This is a genomic window from Pseudomonas sp. FSL R10-0399, from assembly GCF_009600165.1.
Classification (GTDB): domain Bacteria; phylum Pseudomonadota; class Gammaproteobacteria; order Pseudomonadales; family Pseudomonadaceae; genus Aquipseudomonas; species Aquipseudomonas helleri.
Genome location: NZ_WIWK01000203.1, coordinates 1 through 4,647, shown reverse-complemented (window position 1 = coordinate 4,647; position 4,647 = coordinate 1). Strand labels below are relative to the sequence as shown.

The window sequence follows — 4,647 nt, the reverse complement described above, 5'->3', positions numbered from 1 at the left end:
CACCACACCGATTGCCAGCCGTGCGGCGCCAGCCCCGGCCGCGCATTCGCCTGCACCCAAGCGCAAGCCTTACAAGCTGGTGGCCATTGGCACGTCGACCGGTGGCCCGGTGGCGTTGCAGCGGGTATTGACCCAGTTGCCGGGCAATTTCCCGGCGCCCATTGTGCTGGTGCAGCACATGCCGGCGGCGTTTACCAAAGCCTTTGCCGAGCGTCTGGACAAACTGTGCCGCATCAGCGTCAAGGAGGCCGAAGACGGCGACACCTTGCGCCCAGGGCTGGCCTTGCTGGCACCGGGCGGCAAACAAATGATGATCGACGGTCGCGGCACGGTACGGATTCTGCCGGGCGATGAGCGCCTGAACTACAAGCCCAGTGTCGACATCACCTTTGGCTCTGCGGCCAAAACCTACGGTGACAAAGTTTTGGCGGTGGTCTTGACCGGCATGGGCGCGGACGGCCGTGAAGGCGCACGCCTGCTCAAGCAGGGCGGCAGCCAGGTGTGGGCGCAAGACGAAGCCAGCTGCGTGATTTACGGCATGCCCATGGCGATCGTTAAGGCCAACCTCGCTGACGCGGTGTACAGCCTCGATGACATGGGCCGTCACTTGGTTGAGGCGTGTCACTGATGGACGTGCTCAGCCTGATCGGCATCATCATGGCCTTTGTCGCGATTATCGGCGGCAACTACCTCGAAGGCGGGCACCTGGGCGCGCTGGCCAATGGCCCGGCGGCACTCATCGTCTTGGGCGGCACCATTGGCGCCGCGCTGTTGCAGTCGCCCATGAGCGCCTTCAAGCGGGCGATTCAGACCGTGGGCTGGATTTTCTTCCCGCCGCAGATCGACATGGCGGGCGGCATCAACCGCGTCGTCAACTGGAGCCTTACGGCGCGCAAGGAAGGCTTGCTGGGCCTTGAAGGCATGGCCGACTCCGAGCCCGACAGCTATTCGCGCAAAGGCCTGCAACTGCTGGTGGACGGGGTAGAACCCGAAGCCATTCGCAGCGTGCTGGAGGTCGACTACATGACCCAGGAGGCCCGCGACATTGAGGCCGCCAAAGTGTTTGAGTGCATGGGCGGTTATGCGCCGACCATCGGCATCATTGGCGCGGTGATGGGCTTGATCCATGTGATGGGCAACCTGGCCGACCCGACCCAGTTGGGCAGCGGCATTGCTGTGGCATTTGTGGCAACCATTTACGGGGTGGCCAGCGCCAACCTGGTGTTGCTGCCCATTGCCAGCAAGCTCAAGGCCATTGCGTTGCGCCAGTCGCTGTACCGCGAGATGTTGCTTGAAGGCATCCTGTCGATTGCCGAGGGCGAGAACCCGCGGGCCATCGAACTCAAACTCCAAGGGTTTACGGGGTAACGATGAGCCGACGCCGCCGCGCTGCTGAAGAGCACGTCAATCATGAACGCTGGCTGGTGTCCTACGCAGACTTCATCACCTTGCTGTTTGCCTTTTTTGTGGTGATGTACTCGATCTCGTCGATTAACGAAGGCAAGTACAAAGTGATCTCGCAGGCGCTGGTGGGCGTGTTCAATGACACCGAGCGCAGCGTCAAGCCGATCCCGGTGGGCGAAGAGCGCCCACTGACCACCAAACCGGCCGAGCCGCTGATCAAAGACAGCGAAAACACTGACGCGGGGTTGGGCCAGGCCCAGGACGATCCGCTGAAAACCATCGCCAATGACATCACCCAGGCCTTTGGCGACTTGATTGCCTCACACCAGCTCACCGTGCGTGGCAACGAGCTGTGGGTCGAGATCGAACTCAACTCCAGCCTGTTGTTTGGCAGTGGCGATGCGATGCCCAATGACCTGGCGTTCAGCATCATCGACAAGGTGGCGGCGATCCTCAAACCTTTCGATAACCCGATTCACGTCGAAGGCTTTACCGATAACCTGCCGATTCGTACTGCGCAATATCCCACCAACTGGGAGCTGTCTTCAGCGCGCTCGGCGAGCATTGTGCGCATGCTGGCGATGCAAGGCGTAGACCCGGGGCGCATGGCGTCGGTGGGCTACGCCGAGTTTCAGCCGGTGGCCAATAACGCAACGCCTGAAGGGCGTGCGCTCAACCGTCGCGTGGTGCTCGTGGTGTCACGTAACCTGGAAGTGCGTCGCAGTTTGACCAGCGGCGGCGCCGCCAACGTCACGCCAGATGCCGCCTTGAAGCGTGCTGGCACACAAACTGCACCGCCACGATCAACGCCGCTGGTTCGAGGGAATGCCGTCAATTCCCCGTCACCGTCCCTATAAGTGCATGGCAATTCTCGGTCGGCACGCGTGCAACCGGGAGGAATAACTGAATGAGAGTCTGGACTGTAGCTAATCAAAAAGGTGGGGTCGGCAAGACCACCACCTCCATCGCCCTGGCGGGTTTGCTGGCTGAGGCGGGCAAGCGCGTGGTCGTGGTCGACCTCGACCCGCATGGCTCCATGACCAGTTATTTCGGTTATGACCCGGACGCCCTTGAGCACAGCAATTACGACCTGTTCTTGCACAAGGGGCAGGTGCCCGACGGCCTGACCGCGCAGTTGCTGTTGCCCACCAGCAACGAGCAGATTGCCTTGTTGCCGGCCAGCACCGCGCTGGCCACGCTAGAGCGCCAATCGCCGGGCCAGAGTGGCCTGGGCCTGGTGATCGCCCGTGCCCTGGCGCAACTGTGGCAGGACTACGACTACGCGATCATCGACAGCCCGCCCTTGCTCGGCGTGTTGATGGTCAATGCATTGGCGGCCAGCCAGCAGTTGATCATCCCCGTGCAAACCGAGCACTTGGCCCTGATGGGCCTGGAGCGCATGGTCAACACCCTGGCGATGATCAATCGCTCGCGCAAACAGGCGTTGCCGTTCTGCATCGTGCCGACGTTGTTTGACCGTCGCACCCAGGCTTCCATGAGCACCCTGCGGGTACTGCGTGACTCACACCCCGAAACACTGTGGCAGGGCTTTATCCCGGTCGACACGCGTTTGCGTGACGCCAGCCGGGCAGGGCTCACGCCTTCGCAGTTCGACGGCAAAAGCCGGGGTGCGATTGCGTACCGCGCGTTGCTCAAACACATGTTGACCCAGCAACTCACACCGCAGCCGGTGTGAGCTGGGCGTGCATTCAAGTATCTGCATGGCGTGGCCGATAACCCTTAGAGGTCATGGTCGCGCCAAGGTTGAGTGAGGCACCTGATGAAGCAACCGGTCGCGCTGTCTACAAGCCCGCAAGTGGCCTTGCAGGCTTATCTGGACAACTTGCTGTTTGATGCAACCGAAGAGGCTCTGCAAACGCCGGAGCCTGTACTGACGGCCGAGCCTGAGGCACTGGACGAATTCGCCGCTGCGGTGCTGGAAGAGCAAGTCCGTGATGCCCGCCTGACGCCCCCGGAGCCTGTGCAGGAACTGGCGGTGCCGGTGCCGTTGTCCGAGGTGTTGCCGAATGCCGACTTACTGGCGCCGCCGCTGCTCGACGTGCAGCGCCCGATCGCAACCGGCACCCGCTTGCCAGTGCAGGACGATGGTCGACCGGCGTGGGCCAGTGAGCCGTTTGAATGCCTGCTGTTTGATGTCGCAGGGCTGACCCTGGCGGTGCCGCTGGTGTGCCTGGGGTCGATTTACGCGTTGCACAATCGCGAGTTGACCCCGCTGTTTGGTCAGCCTGACTGGTTTTTGGGGATTCTGCCGAGCCAGAGCGGCAAGCTTAACGTGCTCGACACGGCGCGCTGGGTGATGCCGGAGCGTTACCGCGACGATTTTCGTGAAGGGCTGCAATACGTTATTTCGGTTCAGGGCTATGAATGGGGGCTAGCGGTGCATCAGGTCAGCCGTTCATTGCGCCTGGACCCCAACCAGATCAAATGGCGTTCGCAGCGCGGGCAACGCCCGTGGTTGGCGGGCACCGTGATCGAACACATGTGCGCGTTGCTGGACGTGGCAGAACTTGCCGACTTGATCGCCAGCGGCGCGACCCGCCATCAGGCAGACACTTAAACGACCGTGCTTGAGCGCGGTTAGACAACACACACCGTTAAGGTTTTTAGTCAGGGGTTTGGGGTATGCAGAACACAGCCGCAAAAGGTTCCGAGGATCCGATCCTGCAATGGGTCACTTTCAAGCTGGACAACGAGACCTACGGCATCAACGTCATGCAGGTGCAGGAAGTGCTGCGCTACACCGAAATTGCCCCGGTGCCGGGTGCGCCAGCCTACGTGCTGGGCATCATCAACCTGCGCGGCAACGTGGTGACCGTCATCGACACCCGCCAGCGTTTTGGTTTGTACAACGCTGATATCACCGACAACTCACGCATCGTCATCATCGAAGCCGACAAGCAAGTGGTGGGCATTCTGGTCGACAGCGTGGCGGAAGTGGTGTATCTGCGTCAGTCTGAAATCGAAACGGCGCCGAACGTGGGCAACGACGAGTCGGCCAAGTTCATTCAAGGCGTGTGCAACAAGAACGGCGAGTTGCTGATTCTGGTTGAGCTGGACAAAATGATGAGCGAAGAAGAGTGGTCCGACCTGGAGAACATCTGATTGATCCTTGAGGTGGCGGTAATCGTGCTGGCCCTGCTGTGGGCCGCGAGCCTGTGTGCGTTTGTGCTCTACGTGCGCAAGCAGCGCGTGGCCGCCGTGCAGCAGGCCGAGGCCGACGCC

At 61.4% G+C, this 4,647-nt stretch carries 6 protein-coding genes and 1 pseudogene; all 7 read left to right on the top strand.

The features are described from left to right. The coding region (gene cheB / locus GHO41_RS28605) for a chemotaxis-specific protein-glutamate methyltransferase CheB (protein WP_153392645.1) at positions 1-628 on the top strand (628 nt) is incomplete at its 5' end. Further along, positions 628-1,368, top strand: a complete 741-nt coding sequence (locus GHO41_RS28600) for a flagellar motor protein (RefSeq protein WP_153435292.1) — start codon at positions 628-630, stop codon at positions 1,366-1,368. The genes cheB and GHO41_RS28600, both read left to right, overlap by 1 nt. A 2-nt stretch (positions 1,369-1,370) precedes the next feature. Beyond that, positions 1,371-2,261: a flagellar motor protein MotD gene (gene motD, locus GHO41_RS28595; RefSeq protein ID WP_153435291.1), complete on the top strand. Its 891-nt coding sequence runs from the start codon at positions 1,371-1,373 to the stop codon at positions 2,259-2,261. 50 nt (positions 2,262-2,311) lie between these two features. Next, entirely contained in the window at positions 2,312-3,100 is a 789-nt protein-coding gene (locus GHO41_RS28590) for a ParA family protein (RefSeq protein ID WP_048371367.1), read from the top strand. Between the two features lie 84 nt (positions 3,101-3,184). After that, a complete protein-coding gene (locus tag GHO41_RS28585; protein ID WP_048371365.1) occupies positions 3,185-3,982 on the top strand; it encodes a CheW domain-containing protein in 798 nt (265 codons plus the stop codon). A gap of 65 nt (positions 3,983-4,047) precedes the next feature. Continuing rightward, entirely contained in the window at positions 4,048-4,527 is a 480-nt protein-coding gene (locus GHO41_RS28580) for a chemotaxis protein CheW (RefSeq protein WP_048371363.1), read from the top strand. Next, positions 4,528-4,647: pseudogene (locus GHO41_RS30515) on the top strand (DUF2802 domain-containing protein); the annotation flags it as partial.